Source organism: Salidesulfovibrio brasiliensis JCM 12178, from assembly GCF_001311825.1.
Lineage (GTDB): Bacteria > Desulfobacterota > Desulfovibrionia > Desulfovibrionales > Desulfovibrionaceae > Pseudodesulfovibrio > Pseudodesulfovibrio brasiliensis.
In genome coordinates, this window is the sequence record NZ_BBCB01000069.1 from 1 (window position 1) to 17,282 (window position 17,282).

General features: G+C 59.9%; 15 protein-coding genes, 2 tRNA genes, 2 pseudogenes and 1 riboswitch. Of the genes and pseudogenes, 13 read left to right on the forward strand and 6 right to left on the reverse strand.

Annotated features, from left to right (window positions below; genetic code table 11):
- Positions 1-369, reverse strand: a 369-nt coding sequence (locus tag JCM12178_RS13540; RefSeq protein ID WP_172677141.1) for a 3,4-dihydroxy-2-butanone-4-phosphate synthase, incomplete at its 3' end; no start/stop codon positions are given.
- A 113-nt stretch (positions 370-482) separates the two neighbouring features.
- A riboswitch (FMN riboswitch) is annotated at positions 483-633 on the reverse strand.
- A gap of 289 nt (positions 634-922) precedes the next feature.
- A pseudogene (locus JCM12178_RS13545) lies at positions 923-2,187 on the reverse strand (phenylacetate--CoA ligase family protein).
- 203 nt (positions 2,188-2,390) lie between these two features.
- Here JCM12178_RS13545 and JCM12178_RS13550 point away from each other — a divergent pair.
- Together JCM12178_RS13550 and JCM12178_RS13555 are read left to right on the forward strand one after the other, a co-directional pair.
- Positions 2,391-2,466: transfer RNA gene (locus JCM12178_RS13550), tRNA-Lys, on the forward strand.
- 48 nt (positions 2,467-2,514) lie between these two features.
- Positions 2,515-2,592, forward strand: a tRNA-Glu gene (locus tag JCM12178_RS13555).
- 127 nt (positions 2,593-2,719) lie between these two features.
- Here JCM12178_RS13555 and JCM12178_RS13560 read toward each other — a convergent pair.
- Positions 2,720-4,366: a glycosyltransferase family 2 protein gene (locus JCM12178_RS13560; protein WP_054652059.1), complete on the reverse strand. Its 1,647-nt coding sequence runs from the start codon at positions 4,364-4,366 to the stop codon at positions 2,720-2,722.
- Between the two features lie 37 nt (positions 4,367-4,403).
- Complete coding sequence (locus tag JCM12178_RS13565; RefSeq protein WP_157054927.1) at positions 4,404-4,976, reverse strand: hypothetical protein; 573 nt, start codon at positions 4,974-4,976, stop codon at positions 4,404-4,406.
- Positions 4,977-5,264: 288 nt separating this feature from the next.
- On the opposite strand from JCM12178_RS13565, the gene JCM12178_RS13570 reads away from it, so the two are divergent.
- From JCM12178_RS13570 to JCM12178_RS13590, 5 genes are all read left to right on the forward strand, one after another.
- Entirely contained in the window at positions 5,265-5,627 is a 363-nt protein-coding gene (locus JCM12178_RS13570) for a glycosyltransferase family 2 protein (protein ID WP_054652063.1), read from the forward strand.
- Positions 5,627-6,262 (forward strand): galactosyltransferase-related protein, encoded by a 636-nt coding sequence (locus JCM12178_RS13575; RefSeq protein ID WP_284690219.1) that lies wholly within the window; start codon positions 5,627-5,629, stop codon positions 6,260-6,262. Before JCM12178_RS13570 ends, JCM12178_RS13575 begins: the two co-directional genes overlap by 1 nt.
- Before the next feature lie 34 nt (positions 6,263-6,296).
- A complete protein-coding gene (locus tag JCM12178_RS13580) occupies positions 6,297-6,527 on the forward strand; it encodes a hypothetical protein (protein ID WP_054652068.1) in 231 nt (76 codons plus the stop codon).
- A 113-nt stretch (positions 6,528-6,640) separates the two neighbouring features.
- Positions 6,641-7,540, forward strand: coding sequence for an SAM-dependent methyltransferase (locus JCM12178_RS13585; RefSeq protein ID WP_172677142.1), 900 nt, complete (start codon positions 6,641-6,643; stop codon positions 7,538-7,540).
- Positions 7,541-7,848: 308 nt separating this feature from the next.
- The gene (locus tag JCM12178_RS13590; protein WP_054652072.1) at positions 7,849-8,862 is read left to right on the forward strand and encodes a methyltransferase; all 1,014 of its coding nucleotides are present in this window, start codon (positions 7,849-7,851) and stop codon (positions 8,860-8,862) included.
- 80 nt (positions 8,863-8,942) lie between these two features.
- Here JCM12178_RS13590 and satP read toward each other — a convergent pair.
- Positions 8,943-9,495: pseudogene (gene satP, locus JCM12178_RS13595) on the reverse strand (acetate uptake transporter).
- Positions 9,496-9,845: 350 nt separating this feature from the next.
- Here satP and JCM12178_RS13600 point away from each other — a divergent pair.
- Entirely contained in the window at positions 9,846-11,612 is a 1,767-nt protein-coding gene (locus JCM12178_RS13600) for a bacteriohemerythrin (protein WP_172677143.1), read from the forward strand.
- 61 nt (positions 11,613-11,673) lie between these two features.
- On the opposite strand, the gene JCM12178_RS13605 is transcribed toward JCM12178_RS13600, so the two are convergent.
- Entirely contained in the window at positions 11,674-12,129 is a 456-nt protein-coding gene (locus JCM12178_RS13605) for a superoxide dismutase [Ni] (RefSeq protein ID WP_054652076.1), read from the reverse strand.
- 190 nt (positions 12,130-12,319) lie between these two features.
- On the opposite strand from JCM12178_RS13605, the gene JCM12178_RS13610 reads away from it, so the two are divergent.
- The 5 genes from JCM12178_RS13610 (at position 12,320) to murJ (ending at position 17,137) form a co-directional block, all read left to right on the forward strand.
- Positions 12,320-13,045: a DUF429 domain-containing protein gene (locus tag JCM12178_RS13610; protein ID WP_172677144.1), complete on the forward strand. Its 726-nt coding sequence runs from the start codon at positions 12,320-12,322 to the stop codon at positions 13,043-13,045.
- A gap of 28 nt (positions 13,046-13,073) precedes the next feature.
- On the forward strand, positions 13,074-14,255 hold the full coding sequence (locus tag JCM12178_RS13615) for a ChaN family lipoprotein (protein ID WP_054652080.1): 1,182 nt from the start codon (positions 13,074-13,076) through the stop codon (positions 14,253-14,255).
- 58 nt (positions 14,256-14,313) lie between these two features.
- Positions 14,314-14,718, forward strand: a complete 405-nt coding sequence (locus JCM12178_RS13620; RefSeq protein ID WP_054652082.1) for a hypothetical protein — start codon at positions 14,314-14,316, stop codon at positions 14,716-14,718.
- 44 nt (positions 14,719-14,762) lie between these two features.
- Positions 14,763-15,590, forward strand: coding sequence for a bifunctional DNA-formamidopyrimidine glycosylase/DNA-(apurinic or apyrimidinic site) lyase (gene mutM, locus JCM12178_RS13625; RefSeq protein WP_054652084.1), 828 nt, complete (start codon positions 14,763-14,765; stop codon positions 15,588-15,590).
- Positions 15,591-15,961: 371 nt separating this feature from the next.
- Positions 15,962-17,137: a murein biosynthesis integral membrane protein MurJ gene (gene murJ, locus JCM12178_RS13630; protein ID WP_369404525.1), complete on the forward strand. Its 1,176-nt coding sequence runs from the start codon at positions 15,962-15,964 to the stop codon at positions 17,135-17,137.
- The last annotated feature ends 145 nt before the right edge of the window (positions 17,138-17,282 follow it).

Below are 17,282 nucleotides of genomic sequence, written 5' to 3' on the forward strand. Positions count from 1 at the left end.
AGCCGAGGCCGCCTTGACCGTGCAGACGCGGTCTGCCGCGGAGACGCCGGTGGTGACGCCTTCCGCCGCCTCGATGGAGACCGTGAACGCGGTGCCGTACTGGCTGTTGTTCTTGTCCACCATCATGGGCAGGCCCAGCTTTTGGACCCGCTCTTCGGTCAGGCAGAGGCAGACGATGCCGCTGCAATCACGGATGAGCATGGCCATCTGTTCGTTGGTGAGGTGCTCGGCCGAGAAGATGAGGTCGCCCTCGTTCTCCCGGTTCTCGTCATCGGTGACGAGCACGCCTGAGCCGCTTCTGAGCGACTCCAGCGCTTTTTCCACCCGCTCGATGGGGGTGCCGAAACTGTTGAGAAGAGACTGATTCATGGAACGCTCCTTGACGTTCGGGGTGCATGAATCAGGGCGCAGGAACTGCCGAGCGGAGCACGGAAATGCTCACCGGACCGCGAAAAAGACCTCCGCGGCGACGGATGCTCGGCGCTTATCCTCTTCCATCCGGACTGTTACCGTCGGCCCCGGCATCTCACCGGGTCTGCTGACCCTCTCCCCCGACGGGAGAAGCGCTCGCGGGCTCCCCGGACGCGCCGGGATACCGCCGGTGGGGAATTTCACCCCGCCCTGAGAATAAGAACGGGAGGAAATGTGCTTTATTCGGAGGGAAATGTCAACGGTGTCCGTTACGGGTGCACCCGTCTGCGGCAGTTCCACGATGACCCGACTCTGGTCGCGCTCGCCATTGAAAACGAACAGAAGAGGGCTGACTGTGTTGACATGCTGTTCGTATTTTTCTGTTTTAATATCAGGGGTATATGTTCATTGTGAACATGATGGAAAGAATTGTTCGTAACGAATACGCACATGAAAAAGGCCGGAAGCGGTGTCGCCTCCGGCTTGATGGTCGTTTCTCTGCGTGCGGGGGCTAGTCCCAGGTGCGCTTGTCTTCGATGGGGCGGATCTGCGGGGGCAGGGAGCCCGGGGCCAGAACCTTGAGGATGGGGCGCAGCTTGATCTTCTCGCGGAAGAGGTGCAGCAGCTCGTCTTCCTGATCGAAGCTGCCGGCCTCGATGGAGAGGACCATTTCGTCGATGCCGCCGGGTTGGTGACTTCGATCTGCCAGCGCTTGACGTCCTCGAAGCGGGCCATGACCTGCTCCACCTGATGCGGGTACACGAACATGCCCTTGATGCGGGCGGTGGTGTCCACGCGGCCGACGATGCCGCCGAGGCGCGGGCTGGTGCGTCCGCAGGGGCACGGAGCGCGGTCGATGTAGCCGAGGTCGCCGGTGGCGAGACGGATGAGCGGGTAGGTCTTGTTGAAGGCCGTGACCACGATCTCGCCCACTTCGCCGTCCTTGAGCGGAATGCCGGTGTCGGGGTGGCAGATTTCCACGAAAGCGCGGTTGGAGAGGTGCAGGCCGTTCTTGTGGTAGCACTCGTAGCCTATGCAGCCCACGTCCGCGGTGCCGTAGCCCTGACGCATGATGCAGTCGAACTTCTTTTCCAGCGTGGTGCGCATCTTCTCGGAGAGCTTTTCGCCGGTGCAGAACGCGGTTTCGAGGTACAGGTCCTTCCTGAGGGAGAGGCCGGACTCCTCGGCTTTCTGCGCCAGATGCATGAGGTAGCTCGGGGTGCCGACGTAGCCGGTGACGCGGAGCTTCTGCATGATCTCGATCTGGCTGTTGGTGTTGCCCGGACCGGCGGGAATGACGGCGCAGGACAGGTTGCTGAGCGGCTCTTCAAACATCAGGCCGGCCGGGGCGAGGTGATAGTTGAAGGTGATCTGGGTCACGTCGCCCGCGCGGAAACCGGCGGCGTAGAAGCCTTCGGTCCATCCCCAGTAGTCTTCGGTGCGGTCTTCGGGGTCGAAGATCGGGCCGGGGGAGAGGAAGATGCGGTTGAGTTCGCCGAGGTCCTTGGTCAGCAGACCGCCGAGGCGCGGTCCCATGCTCTGGAGAAAGATCAGCTCTTTCTTCTTGATGATGGGGATGTGCTTCAGGTCGTTCAGGGTGCGGAACTTGTCCACGTTGAACTGTGCGCGGTCGAAGCGCTTCTTGACGTCCTCGGAATACCGGTATGCGTAGGAAAGGAGCTCTTTGAGCTGAAGCTGGCAGTACTGCCTGCGTTCGGACTCGTCCAGCACTTCCCGTCTGCTGTAAATGCCTTCTGTACGGTCTTTCCTGGTCATGGAAACGTACTCCTGATATTGAGATATAAGTGGTTTTTTGCAGAGGCGGGGAGTATATCATTTTTGGCAACTTTGGCAAGCTTTTTTTGAAATATTATGTAATATTAAGCGGTTAGAAGAGCGTTTTTAAAAAATCCCTCTGAAAAACAGAATCCGCTTGACAGGTGCGGCACTCACCGCTATCAAAACAGTCCTTCGGCCGTGGGTCGTTAACTCAGTTGGTAGAGTATCTGCCTTTTAAGCAGAGAGTCGTTGGTTCGAGCCCAACACGACCCACCACCTTAGATCGAAGATCGGCCACCGCATGCGGCGGCCATTTCCATACGCGTCCCCATCGTCTAGCCCGGTCCAGGACGTCGGCCTTTCACGCCGATAACAGGGGTTCAAATCCCCTTGGGGACGCCAACGAAATCAAAGCCTTTCGCGAAAGCGAAAGGCTTTTTCTTGTCTCTAAGAGTCTGAAATAGATTAGCTAAGTTGTTTCGCGAGAGAGGCCTGTGCCGAAATCTCCGGCAGGTCTCATCCCCAACGACTATCGGCCAGCAGCCTTCCGGGCAAGGGCTCGGTAGCGGCTGGCCAGTTCGATCTCGTCTTTCGTGAGGGAGAATTCCTGTTCGAGGGTGTCGAGAAGGGAGGGGACCTTCTGGGCCTGTCCGAGCTGGAGGAGCGCGAGGCAGGTGTAGAGGTAGTCTGCCGGGCGTCTGTGCGAGGCGGCGGCAAGATTCTTTTGCAACAGCTTCAGGCTAGCCCGGGCGTCTTCGGCTTCCAGAAGGGCAATGGCGAGAATGCGCCGGGATTCGGAACTTGGAGGGCAGAAGCCCTGTGCGCGTTTCAACGACACCAAGGCTCTGGCGGTGTTGTGTTCCTTGCGAAGAAAGTGCATTCCCCGCTGCAACAGGAATTCGTAACGGATGGTGCGGCGCAGCTGCTTCCACTGTGCGTGAAGCCCTTCAGGAACGGATTCCGGGAGCGGTTTGCACAGGACCCGCGCCTTGTTGGCAAGGTATCGGGGAAAATCTCGCACGCCCAGATTGGTCATTTGGCTGCGGCGGGACTCTTTCGACGCCCAGACGAAGTATTCGGCCGTGACCTCGGCGACGTGGCAGGGGTGGGTCAGGGCCGCGAGCCGACGCCACATGTCGAAATCCACCAGCGTCTCAAGGTGCTCGTCATAGGGACCGGCCTCACGGAGCAACTCCCGGTCATGAACGACGGTGATGCCCAGAATGGAGTTGTTTTCAAGAATATCCTCCAGCGAGACATGCCCGGTATATGGCTGTGACCGGGACGATTCATCCACCTCCCAGCCCGAGGCCGTGCGGCGGCGTTGCAGCCTGTGCCCGTCCGAATGGGTCATCCTGACGCCCGGCGTGGTGACCAGTACCCGCACGTTCGCCTCCAGATGATGGGGCAGCCAGACGTCATCGTCATCCAGACAGGCGACGTATTCCCCCTGTGCATGCTCAAGGGCGAGGTTGAGCGCTGCGCTCTTGCCCCGGTTTTGCGGCTGAACAAAGAGCCGTATGCGCGGGTCGCGCCGCTCTTCGAGGATTGGCGAGACATCCGGCCCGCCGTCCTGAATCACCAGCAGCTCCCAGTTGGGGTACCGCTGCGCAAGAACGGAGTCCACGGCGTCGCCGAGGAATTCCAGCCGGTCATGGGTCGCCAGCAACACGGAGACAAGGGGGCCGTTTTCAGTGACGGTCAGGGCCTGCTCAAGCGCGGCCCGCATCCTTTCTCGTTCGGGGGCGGCCTTCATGCGCTCGGTGAGGCGCGTCAGCAGCAGGGAAAGCGGTTCGTCGCCCGCACGCGTTTCGGCGTCAGTGAGGACGAAACGGGCCGCATCGAGGTCTTCGGTGCACGAGACCCTGCAAACGGCGTCATAGTCTTCCAGATTGTCCGGCCGCGCGCGCGTGTCCTCGGCGATCACGGCAACGTTGAACCGCCAGGGCTTGGGGTGGTGCAGTCTTTCGGAAGAAATCACGTGGAGTGTCAGGCCCGGCTCGAGGTCCGGAGCGCCCCAACGTTTCGTGTCGTAAACCCTGCATTCATGACCCTGCTCCCCGGCCTGCGCGACGAGGGCCTTGACCAGTCTTTCGGCCGGAGCGAAGGCGGGGGCTTTGTCATCCCTCAGGATGCTTACACTGAGGGCGGGGTGGGTGCGTTCGTTCAGGTCCATGAATTGTCTCTTGGTTGCCGTAGCGTCTGCCCGTGCTTCAGGAGGCGTTATGCTTGACGTCCCAGACTGCCAGAGAACGCTCGAAATCTCCCTCGGCTCGGACCAGCCTCCAGAACACCGGCCAGAGCCGCTTTGCCTCGTGCAGGGGGAACAGCATGGTCTTACTTTTATCTTTGAGGAAGTGTCGGATGTTGGCCGTGACAACGTCAATCATGTCAAGGCCATATTCTTCGACGTTGTAGTTCGTCGGTTCATCGGGCTTGTGCAGGATGATGCCTTCGGCATAGGCCCGGACAATGCTGCCCGGCCATGTCCTCTTGGCGTAGGAAAGGGTTGTCTCCATGGGGTCGCGGTAGATGTGGACATATAGCGGGTCATCCCCGTAGAGCGCGTCCAGCCGTCCCAGCATCCATGAAAGCCGGTTGTCGACCTCAATGTGCTTCTGCGGGTATTCAAGGCGATCCTGAAAGAGAAGGTGGGAGTTGGTTTCGTGCCCTGCGGTCCAGTTCGTCATGCTTTCACAGGCCTTGGAGAAGGTCACTGTCCCGCAGCGTCCTGTTCCGAGAACGAAGACGTTGCTCAAGCCCTGCTGTTCTTTCTGGTCAGCCATGTCTTCCTTGTCGTTTCTGCCGGTTGAGGGCAGGTCGGGCCGCACCGTCTCCGCGTTTCGTCTTCATTAGAGCCGATGTTTTCATGCCATCCTTCTCTGTAGCCCAAGCTTTCTTGAAGCTCAAGGAGACGGCGCGGCTTGGCCTGTTTGACCCGTCTTGCGCCAGAATGTAGGTAAATGACAGTGGGCGGGAATTGCGCGGGGATGAGCCCGGCGTTCGCGCCGCAAACCGCTCGACAGTCCATGCCGACCTGTCGGACAGAGGGATGCTTTCTGCAACGAAATCCTATGCTCACCGTATCAATTCCCGTCCTGAACAACTGGCGGCTCACCAAGCAGTGCCTGACATCGCTTGCACAGACCACGCAGGGGCACGGTCTGGAAGTGTTTGTGGTGGATAACGGCTCCACGGACGAGACAACGACCTCGTGCCCGGCGCTGGGCCGCGAGCTTTTCGGAGAACGCTTCGGGTACCTGCGGCAGGAGCGGAACATCAACTACGGCCCGGCAAGCAACCTCGGAGCGCGCAAGGGCACCGGAGAGTTCGTCCTCTTTCTGAACAACGACACAATCATGCTGCCGGGCTGGCTGGAGCCGTTGATGGAGCCTTTGAGGCCGATTCCAAACTGGGGGCCGCGACGCCGCTGTTGATGTATCCGGGAGAGAACGGAGACGTTGACCGCGTCCAGCATCTTGGAGTGGTCTTTGACCCGTTTTTCTACCCCGGCCACCTCTATGAATTCTTTCCAGCAGACCATCCTTTGACCAAACGCCGGAGGAGCTATCAGTCTCTTACCGGAGCCGCGTTGATGCTTCCCAGAAGCCTCTTTGCCGAGATCGGCGGATACCATGAGGAGTACATCAACGGCGGCGAGGACATAGACCTGACGCTGCAACTGCTTGCAAAAGGGTATGGACTGCGGTGTGTCACAGAGAGCCGCATCTATCACCTTGCCTCTCAAACGCCGGGTCGTAACGATTTCGAGGAACACAACGGCAGTATTCTGAAAAGGCGCTGTCTGGACAGGATCTGTCCCGACCTGCATCTGCATGCAAAAGCGGACGGCTATGAATTGCGCCTCAGCAAATGGATGCGTCCGTATCTGGCCCTTCCGCAACGCAGGAGGGAGCTTGTCGAGAAGCGGTACGGCCAGCAGGCCGATGCCGACACGCTCAAGGAAGCGGTGCTGCGCGAACCGCTGTGGCATGCTGGCCGGGCGCGCCTTGTGGAGCTCCTTGACGCACAGGCGACCACGAAGCAGCCACCCGCGAGGCGTTTTTGCTGACAAGCTCGAGCGTTCGCCGGGTGCATTTGAAGCATTGCAGCAAGAGGCCACCCGTGCCGGAGACAAGGCCAATCTGGAGTATGCTCTTGCCACGCTGCAGGCGCATCATCCCTTTGATGAAGTCGCGGCAAAAGAGCTTGCCCCCTCGGCCCGCTTCATTGCCGGGTTCATGGACAGGATCGGAGATAAAGCCCTCGCTAGCCTGTATGGCGATTGGCTGAAACGATACCTTCCCGAGGGGCTGGCCCCCAAGGTGCCTTCGTAGCCTGCGACGCGTAACGCAGAAGAAGCCCGGTCAATTTGTTTCGGACCGCCCAGTGCTGTCCGCTCGCTCTGGCCGGTCAAACAGATTCAATCAACGTTCTTGGGGATATGCTCATGGCCTCGGATCAGCACTTACGAAAGGTCGGACGGTTTTGGGATGAACGGACCACGACACCTCTCCCGAACAGGGTCCGCTGGTGGCAGTCGCCCAGAATTATTGCACATGTAAATGGCATTGTGTGCGGAGAAAAGCTGCCGGGGATCAATCAGGGAGCCATACGCCTTGTGCAGTCCATGTTTCCCGGGAGAACCTTTCACAGGGGCATTTCGATCGGTTGCGGGCAGGCCGCCAAGGAGCTGGGGCTCGTCCGGCAAGGGCTTGTTGACCATTTCGATCTGTTTGAGCTTTCCGCAGAGCGGGCCCGTCTTGCTATGAACAACTTTGCTGAAGCGGGGCTGTCTGACAGGGTCAGCATTTCGAGCGAAGACTTTTTCAAGCTGAACGTCAAAGATCGATACGATTTCGTCCATTGGGACAACTCCCTGCACCACATGTTCGATTGCGATGAGGCGGTTGCGAAAACATACGCTCTTCTGGAGAGCGGCGGGTGTTTTTTCATGAATGATTACGTCGGGAAGTCGAGATTTCAATGGTCGGACAGGGAGTTGTCCTACATCAACGCGTTCAGAAACTCGCTGCCGGATGAATGTTATTTGACGAGCGACGGGCAGATGATGGGCAAGGAGGTCGCGAGGCCTTCACTGAAGTCGATGGTTGCAACCGACCCGTCCGAGGCCGCCGACTCCGAGTCAATTCTCCCTTCTTTGCGAAGAAGACTGAGGAATCCTCGAATCGTCACCACCGGCGGCACCATCTACCACACGGGCTTGAATGACATACTCGCAAACATAGCTGAAGCCTCCCCTGTTCTGGGACAGGCTTTGAAGATGGATTCCATCCTGAACGACAGTGGTGTTTTTCAATACGCCGTGTGTGTCCACGCTGCCCGATAAGCCTCCTTCCGGGCCAACGGTGCAATTCGTGTAGAAGGGTATGTGGCGGGGTTGACCCACTGTCCGATACGGCATAGAGAGTTGCATGGGTCTTTTGAAAATTGAAATCATTATCAACGAAGTCCCCGAGAGCTTGGCGCATTGAAACGGCCAGAGTTGGGGAATTCGTGAGCAGCGAAGGGGGATGACATGATGACCGGTGGTGCGTTCATTACGGGTTTTAAGGATTCATGGTCGTGTGAATGTCGCTTGGAGCCTCTGCACTGTAGGCGGGCGGCATCGTGAATCAGGACAAACAAGGAGCACACATGGAACGTCCCACAACGGATTTCAGCGGAATACAGACCGTCATGATGAACACCCTCGCCTTTCAGGCCATACTTGAGTGCGTGCGGCTCAAGGCCTTCGACGCTTTCGAGGCGCGTACGGTCTCGGCGGCGGATTTTGCTGAGCAGCAGGGCTTTCTGCTCACGCAGACCGAGGGCCTGCTCGATATGCTCTCGGCCTATGGTCTGCTGGAGAAATCGGACCGCGGGTACTCGAACACGCGACTTTCTTCCGAACATCTCGTGACCACCTCGACACTGTATCAGGGCAGGTCTCTGCAGCTTCACAGCAGGTTCAATGCGTCCATGATTTCGGATATCTCCGGATTCCTCAAGGGACGCCCTGACGCGCGCACCTCCTGCGACGACAACTGGGCACTGCGTGACACGCTTGAAGGAACGGCGGCACACGCACGGCTGGGCGCGCTGCAGGATACGGTGGATTTTGCGGCGGCCCTTCCGGGCTTCCCGTCCATGCGCAGCATGTGCGACATCGGCGGGAATCACGGCGAGTTCTCCATGAGCCTGCTTGCCCGCAACCCCCACTTGCGCGGGGTCATCGCAGACCTGCCAGAGGTCACCAAGACCGCAAACGAGTATATTGCCGAAAAGGGGTATGCCGACAGGCTGCGCGCCGTGCCGTGCGATTTGCGCAAGGACGCGCTTCCGGAAGGCGAGTATGACTTGGTCCTTACATCGCATGTGCTCTATGCGTTCATGGACGACCTCGCGTCGCTGTTCGTCGGGATTCGCAAATCCCTTACACCCGGCGGGTGGTTCGTGGCCCAGCACATGGACCCGGATGGCGGCGATCCTTTGGAGTATTCCAGCACCGTCAACTTTTGCGCAACCATGGCAGGGTATGAGACCCATCAGATTGGCAGGGACCGTCTTGAGCGCGAGTTGGCCGGGGCCGGATTTACAGGCTTTCGCTGCGCTCCCGCAGGGTTGCGGGGCGGTGGGCTGATTGTGGCGGCACAGCGGCCGGTGGAATAGCCGAACCTGCCGGAAAGGCATGAACAAAGGCCGCACGGGTAATCCGTGCGGCCTTTGTGCGTGCTTGGGGTGGGGCTTTGCTACCCGATGGGCAGGACCGTGCGGCCGTACTGTTCGTTCAGCACTTCGGCCATGGCGAGGTAGAACGCGGACGCACCGCAGACGATGCCTTCCCACCCGGCGAGGGTGCCGATGAACTCGCTGCCCGTGAAATCGCGCGCTGCAAGCATGAAGAAAAGAACGGTCAGGGAGAAGAACACGAACTTCAGCACGGTGTTGGCCTTCAGCGTGCCCATGAACATGAACAGCGTGAAAAGGCCCCACATTACCAGGTACCAGCCCATGAAGGAGTGGGGCGTGGGGTCTGCGTAGCCGAGCTTGGGCATAACGATCAGCGCCACGAGGGTCAGCCAGAACAGGCCGTAGGACGTGAATGCGGTTGTGCCGAAGGTGTTGCCCTTCTTGAATTCCATGATCCCGGCGATGATCTGGCAATGCCACCGTAGAAGATGCCCATGGCCAGCACCATGGAGCTGATGGGGAAAAATCCTGCGTTGTGGATGTTCAGCAGGATGGTGGTCATGCCAAAGCCCATCAGCCGAGCGGGGCGGGGTTGGCAAGCTTCGAGTCCATTGTTTCTCTCCTGAAAAAAAGTAAGCGTTTAAAGAAAGCAACGCCATGATGGTTCCGTTTGCTTCGGCTGAAACGGCAGAAAAGCCCCCTTTTTGCCGGTGCCGAGGAACTGCGTGTCATATGCGGGTGGCTGTCGCCTGTCAACGCCGAGAATGGGGAAAGCCGGGCCCGTGCGGCTGATTGCGGGGTCTGAGCGTTTGTCCCATTACGATATCTTCAACGTGTTTGCGCATTTTTATAATCGAAAACATATTTTCTATGCGCAAGAGTATGCATTCTTGGTGCTCTTCGCCGAGCTAAATATCGGCCAACGGGTGCGCTCTGCGGAAAAAAAGACAGTGGGAGGAAAGGTGCGCAAAACGACGCTCAACGGGTTAATGCTCAGAAGGCTTGCCCTGATAGCCTGTATCGTGCTCGCCGGATGCGGCGCGGTCTATTTCTACCAATACGAACAGGTTGCCGAGGCTGTGCGTGCCCGGCAGTCGATCCCCGAAGCGGGGGACGCGGCAAAGGCCGTTCTGCAGCAGGCCATGGTTGCGGGATGGGTGTTCTTCGGCCTGACGGCGGCGTCGCTGCTTGCCCTGATCCTGTGCGTCTGGCTTCTGATGAGGGGGAGGGTCATCGGCCCGGTCAACAGGTGTATTCGGTTGACCTACGCCATGGCCGAGGGCCGCTTCGTCGCACGGTTGCCCTTTCGGCGCAGTGACGAGGTCGGCGAGCTTGCCGAGGCCTTGAGCGCCACGGTCGCCGAGGTGGGCGAGAGGGTCGGAACGGTCCGGGATTCTGCCGACGGGCTGGCCCGGAACAGTGAACAGATGGCGGACACCGCCACAGGGCTTGAGCAGGCCGTTTCGGTCCAGGAAGACAGCCTGCGCGAGGTGTCTGCCGCCATGGAGGATATGGCCGCATCCATCGGCAGGAACACCGAAAACGCGAGCCGGGCGGCGGACGGCGCGGCGCTGCTGTCGACAGATGCCGAAGAGGGCGGCCGGGCCGTGGGCGAGGCCGTGGCGTCCATGAAGGAGATAACGGAAAAGATCACCGTGGTGGAAGAGATCGCGCGGCAGACAAATCTTCTGGCCCTGAACGCGGCCATTGAGGCGGCCCGTGCCGGGGAGAGCGGCAAGGGGTTCGCTGTGGTGGCCGCCGAGGTCCGGCAACTGGCCGAACGGAGCGGCGAGGCCGCAGCCGAGATCGGCGAGCTTGCCAGAACCACGGCAGATGTGGCCAATACCGCCGGACAGCGTTTGGAAAAGCTCGTACCCGACATCAAGGCCAACGCGGAGCTGGTGCAGGAAATTTCGGCCACGTCTGAAGAGCAGAGTGAGGCGGCCCGGCAGATGGGCCGCGCGGTCGATCATCTGGAGCAGACTGTGAACGAAAACGTTACCGCTTCCGGGGCGGTTGCGTCGCTGTCGGAGGCGTTTTCGGAGCGGACGGCAACCCTTCAGGAAGCCTTGGGATTCTTCGTCGTGGAGTCTTCCGGTCGCGACACTCTCCGCACGGTCCGTGCCGACCCCGCACCGGTACGTCATGCTTCACCTGTCGGCACGCGAAATCCCGAGCCGTATTCAAGCGTCCGCGAAGCCGAGTGGACGGTTGATGCCCCAAAGCCTGTCGCAAAAAGGAAGGCCGAGCCGGTTCAGGCGGCAACGCAGCCGGTCTCGGGTTCGGTCGCTCCGGAAGAGTCGATGGACCTCGGAACGTTCAAGGATCTCATAACATGGCAGGACTCCCTGCGCACAGGCATCAACGAAATCGACGAGCAGCACCGGCAGCTCGTGACCATGGTCAATCGCCTGAATGCGGCCATGAGTCAGGGCAAGGGCACCGGAGTGCTGGCAGGAATCTTCAACGAACTCAAGGAGTATACGGTCAAGCACTTCCAACTGGAGGAAGAGTTGTTCGAGAAGTACGGGTATCCGGACTCCGACGCGCACAAGGAGCTTCATCAGGACCTGCTTGGCAAGGTGCTGGACTTTGAGACCAAGTTCAAGGCCGGTGAGGTTTTCATCAGCCGGGAAATCCTCGGGTTCCTCAAGGACTGGCTCACCAGTCACATCAAGGGGGCGGATATGAAGTACGCCCCGTTCCTCAGAGATGCCATGGGCCGTTGATTGCGTTTGGACGAAAAACGGCCTCATGTATTACATGAGGCCGTTTTTTTCGTAATCGTGTCTACTCGGCGAAGTAGAGCGTCTCGAATTGCTTGAGGGTGTCGCGCATGGAGGTGGCGTACTTCAGGTCCGCGTTCAGCTTGCACTTCATGGCGCCGACAATCAACTCATGCAGCAACTCCAGACGCTTGCCATATTCCGGCTGGTCGGACTTGATGCGCTGGGCAAGGAAGTACTCGCTTACGATGTCCTGAATCTCCTGAGCGTGGTGCTCCTTGTTGTTCACCCAACGCACGAGCTGGTTGTAGTTGATGGGTGTTTCCTTTTGCAGGGCATGAATGGAGTTGACGGATTTCTCAATGGTCGTGAGGTGTTCCTCAATCATGTGGATGCGCATATGGTCGTCGTAGATGCCGCAGGGTATCTGGCAGTGCGCAGCTGCCGTGGCTGTGGTCGCGGCAAGAACCAAAAGGGCCAGAAGGAATGCTCCCGGCAGGCGGCTGGTAAACATGGTCATGAAAAGCCTCGCTTGCTAATGGTTATCAGAATACAGTTGCCGCGATACTATCACGAAATGCGGCAGGGACAAGCCAAACGGGTTATAATGATGCGGCGTGTCGGCGGGGCCGATGGTCCGCAATGGTCTTTCGGCGTTTTGAGCACGGCTTTTGCTTGCGCCGCGCGGTTCAGTGGTTATGATGATGGGCATGCGCTACGCAGGAATCGACGGATGCAGGGGCGGCTGGGTCGCAGTGACCATCGACGGCGCCGACCGCCTCGACTGCAACGTCTACAACAACATACACAAAGTCTGGGCAGATGCAGCAGACGCCCGCGCCGTTTTGGTGGACATGCCCATTGGATTACCTTGGAGTCAGCACCCCGAGCGTCAGGCCGACCTGTTGGCGCGCCGGGCCATCGGGCCGAGACGTTCCAGCGTGTTTCCCTGCCCTGTCCGCAACGCAGTGTATGCCGATGATTATGAGCGGGCGGGTATGATCACCCGTGAGCAGGTGGGCAAGGGGCTCTCGAAGCAGGCCTATATGATCACGCCGAAAATCAGGGAGCTCGACGGGCTGCTGACAGGTGACGAGGCGGCCCGGTCTGTCTTTTACGAGGCGCATCCCGAGGTGGCGTTTCGTTTCGCCGCCGGGCGGAATCTGGAGTGGAACAAGAAGGACGCCTTCGGCTTTGTTGAGCGGCTGCGGATTCTGGAACGCATCCACGCCGGGAGCGAAGCGTTTCTCAAGGACGCGGTGCGGCGGTTCTCCAAAAAGACGGTGGCGCTGGATGATTTGGTGGACGCCCTGATTCTGGCGCTTTCGGCCCGCGCTTCCGGTGGCCGGCTCTCCTCGTTTCCCGAGGGCCCGCCGCGCGATGAAAAAGGGCTCGCCATGGCCATTTGGTACCATGACTTCAACGCAGCGGGGTGAAAGCGAAATGACAACGGGTGGTAATACGATGAAAAGCGTGATCAAAGCCGCGACACTCCTGCTCCTTGCCGCCTTTGCGCTGGCCGGGTGCTACAAGCAACCGCAACAGCCGGAGGTGCCGGAAATGCGGGTGACGTTCCTGCCCGAAAAGGGCGATTTCCTCATGCTCGATGGCAGTCGTGGTGATTTGCAGACCGTTGTGGAAGGCCTCAAAGGAGCCGACTACGTCATTATCGGCGAAGGACACACCAATGTCTGCGACCACCGGGTGCAGCAGGCCCTGCTCGATGGGCTCTCCGAAGGGGGCCGTTCTCTTTCGCTGGGGCTGGAGATGGTGGCCGTGGACAGGCAGCGCGTTCTTGACGACTTCGGCAAGGGGCAGATACGGCCCGAAGACATGGGCGAAGAGCTCCAGTGGTCTGACCGCTGGGGGTATCCGTTCTCGCTTTTCGAGGGGCATTTCAGGCTCGCCGAGCGAGTCAGCATGCCAATTGCCGGGCTTAACGCGCCGCCGGACGTGATCCGTAAGGTCAGCCGCGAGGGGCTTGAATCTCTCACACCCGAGGAGCGGGCTTCGCTTCCGAAAGAAATCATCATGCCCGGCAAGGGTCAGGAGGCCGTGCTGAAAAAGGCCATGGCCATGCACGGCGAGTCCGATGAGCCCGAGGATGAACGGCTGGAGCGCTTTATGCTCATTCAGTCCATATGGGATTCCAAGATGGCCGAAGAGGCCGTGCGGCTCCATCAAAGTTTCGGCTGGCCCGTGGCGGTCGTGGCGGGCAGCGGGCATGTGGAGTACGGCTGGGGCATCCCGGAGCGCATCCGCACGCTCGACCCGGAGGCCGTGGTCATGACCGTGGTGCCGTGGCGGGGCGAGCCGTACGACCCGGACAAGGGCGACTACTCGTTCTACTGTCCCGCATCCTACGAAAGCCGTCTCGGCGCGACTCTGACCGCCGGGGTTGAGGGCGTGTATGTGGAGGCCGTGCGCCGCGGCTCCCGCGCCGACCGCTCGGGCTTCCGGCCCGGCATGGTCATCACCGAGGCACAGGGCATCCCGGTCAATCAGCTTTTCGACATCCACATGGCCGGGAAGAAGGCCCATGACGAGGACAAGCCGCTGGTCTTTCGCACCACGCTCGGCTGCGAGGACTACGTGATCGACGTGGGCAGGCTTGGTTCCCGAAACAGGAAGGAGGCGACCGAATGATTCGCAAATCGCTCATACTTGTGGCCCTGCTGCTCGTGGTGGCGGCCTGCGACGACGCATGAAGCGGCTGTTCCCGGAAACGCTGCTCGGTCAGCCCATGACCGAATACGTGCATGGCGAGGACGCGCTGGCCGAGGTGAACAAACTGCACGGCAAGGCCATCCGTGCCGAGGACGGTGCCGTGGCCCGTTACGGTTCCGGCGACGAGGTCTCGGAGATATGGATTTCCCGTGCTGCAGACGGACGCGAGGCCCGGCGTCAGGCCGGCAAGATGGTGCACATGATGTACGAGAACCCCAAGTCACCGTTTCAGTACCGCAAGCGGTTCGACTTCGAAGGTGTTCCGGTTTACCCCTTTGTAGGCATGGGCAAGTCGCATCTGGTCTTCTTCACCGGCGATCTCATCTACTGGGTGACTGTCCCGGCCGGGGATGAGCGTCAGGCACTCTCGGAGATTTTGTGATCCACCGGCTTTCCTGCGAACCGCTTTTGGGGTAGGCATCGGTCATGCCAGAACTACCGGAAGTTGAAGTCATCGCCCGCGGCCTGAACCGGACCCTTCCGGGCCGGACCGTCAGGGACATCCGCGTGCCGTGGCCGACCTCGCTCGGCCAGCCCGAACAGGAGTTCCGCGTGCTGGTGCAGGATGCCTGCATCTGCGGCGTGCGCCGTCGCGCCAAGTTGCTGCTGGTGGACCTGAACCCTGAAACGGTCATCGGCGTGCACCTCAAGATGACCGGCAGGCTGGTGCACGGCCCGGACCGGGGTACCGCGCCCCATGACCGCGTCCTGCTCGGGTTGGACGATGACACGCTCCTGACCTTCGCGGACATGCGGCGGTTCGGCTACATGAAGGCCATGCGGCCCGACAAGCTTGCGAGCTGGCCCTTTTATGAAAAGCTCGGCCCAGAGCCGCTGGAGACGTCCGCGGCGCAGCTTGCCGCCCGCGTGGCAGGGCGGAAGGCGCGCATCAAGGGGCTGCTCCTGGATCAGACCGTGGTGGCCGGGTGCGGCAACATCTATGCTGACGAGTCGCTTTTCCGTGCCGGGGTGCACCCGGCGGCGGCAGCATCCAGCATCCCTCGGGAAAAGCTGGAAGAACTGTTCCGACACCTGCAGGATGTGCTGCAACAGGCCATTGACGAGAATGGCAGCTCTATCCGCAACTACGTGAACGCAGACGGTGATGCGGGCGCTTTCCAGAATAGTTTCAACGTGTACGGACGCAAAGGCGAAGCCTGCCCCCGCTGCGGCTGCGGGCTTGACTGCGCCACCGTGGCCGGGCGCACGTCCACCTTCTGTCCGGCCTGTCAGGACCGCCATGGCGGTGTGTAAGCCTTTCTGCAAAGAACTCCAACAAAGGTTTTTGCGGATCGAACTCGTTGGTCACGGAAATGGGTAGCACGATTCTTCAAATTGAAAGGGTAATGATGCCGAATTCGAGCATATTGGGTTGTTTTTGATAAATATCTGAATAAAAGAGATAAGTTTTACATGTGGGGAGGGCGGAGAGACAGGGGGCGACCAGTGCCGATGCATGATGAATGATGGCTGGTAAAAGAAACTGTTTTTAAAACGAAACACAGATTTTCTAGAGAAGCTATAGTAAAAGTCTAGAAAATTAAGTTGTGTAATTTCAGAATTGTGAAAAAGGCGGTTTTCGGGTGTCCGAGCACGGCAGAACGATAGCACGAAATGCCTCGGTGGTGGCGGGGGCCACGCTGATTTCGAGGGTATTGGGGTTTGTTAGAGACCTCATCGTGGCCTTCACGCTGGGTGCCGGGCTGTTCGCGGACGCGTTTTTCGTTGCTTTCCGTATCCCGAACCTCATGCGGCGGCTCTTTGGCGAAGGGTCGTTGACCATGGCTTTTATCCCGATATATTCTAGGGTTAGAGAAGAGGAGGGGGAAGAGGCCGCCCGTGAAATGGCCCGTTCAACCATGATCTGGCTGGGTATCATTCTCGGCGCGCTGACGCTTGTTGCCGAGCTTGCGGCGGGCCCGCTGACCACGGCTATTGCGCCGGGATTCACCAAGAATCCCGAGCAGTTCGCAACCACCGTCGAGCTCGTGAAGATATGCTTCCCCTACGTCATATTCATCTGCGGCGTGGCCCTGTGCATGGGCATCCTCAACTCGCATCAGCGGTTTCTTGCCCCGGCCATGGCCCCGGCTGTGCTGAACGTCGCGCTCATCGGCGCAGCATTAATCAGTTATTACAGCGGCTTTAATGTCGCGTACGGCATGGCGTACGGCGTGCTGGTCGGTGGTTTTTTCCAGTTTCTCATTCAGCAACCGGCGCTTAGGCGAGTCGGCCTCGGCTGGCGTGGGCCGTGGTCCCTGCGAAACAAGGGCGTGGCCCGCATGGGCGTTCTCATGTTGCCCACGGTCTTCGGTGCGGCTGTCTATCAACTGAACATCCTGCTCGGGACGCTTCTGGCCTCGTTTCTGCCAACAGGCAGCGTCTCATATCTCTACTATGCGGACCGATTGGTGCAGTTCCCGCTCGGCGTGTTCGGCATTGCCGTGAGCACCGCCGCGCTGCCGAGCCTTTCCGCCCTTGCCGCGCGCAAGGAGATGGGCGAGTTCGGGCAGGCGCTCCGGTCGGCCAACGGGCTGACTCTGTTCATCGCCATCCCGGCGGCTGCCGGGCTCATGGCGCTGGCCGAGCCTGTCATTGCCGTTTTGTTCGGTCATGGTCGTTTTGGCCCCGAGGCGGTCGAGGCCACCTCCGTGGCGCTCGTGGCCTACGCTGTCGGGCTACCTTTCATCGCGCTTTCACGCCCTCTCGTTTCGGCTTTTTATGCGCTTGAGGACACCCGTACTCCCGTCATCATCGCGGTGGCCTGCCTCGTCATCAACATCGGCCTCGGCGCGGCCTGATGATGCCGCTGGCCCACGTAGGCCTCGCGCTGGCAGTGAGCGTGGCCTCGTTTGCCAACGTGCTGCTTCTCTACCTCTGCCTGCGGCGAAAGGTCTCGGTCCGGCCCGTGGGCGGCGGCAGCGCGGTCCGGACCTGCTGCTCGGC